Here is a 212-nt window from a genome sequence, read left to right as displayed (position 1 = left end):
ACTCCATGAAAATTCTGATCGACTTCTTCCCCATCCTGCTGTTTTTCGGGGCCTACAAGTTCTACGGCATCTATGTGGGCACCGCCGTGCTCATGGCGGCCACGGCCTTGCAGATGGCCATCATCTATGCCATCGACCGGCGCCTGCAGACCATGCACAAGGTCACCCTGGTGCTGATCCTGCTGTTTGGCACGCTCACGCTGGTGCTGCAG

Annotated in this window: 1 protein-coding gene; it reads left to right on the top strand. The window is 58.0% G+C overall.

Annotation, left to right across the window (positions count from 1 at the left end; translation table 11 throughout):
- A partial coding sequence (locus KM800_RS15355) for a septation protein IspZ (RefSeq protein ID WP_217813851.1) occupies positions 1 to 212 on the top strand: 212 nt, incomplete at both ends.

Source organism: Clostridium tyrobutyricum (assembly GCF_019144085.1).
Taxonomy (GTDB): domain Bacteria; phylum Bacillota; class Clostridia; order Clostridiales; family Clostridiaceae; genus Clostridium_B; species Clostridium_B tyrobutyricum_A.
Note: the sequence above shows the minus strand (reverse complement) of the source record. Positions and strands in the feature narration are given on the sequence as shown.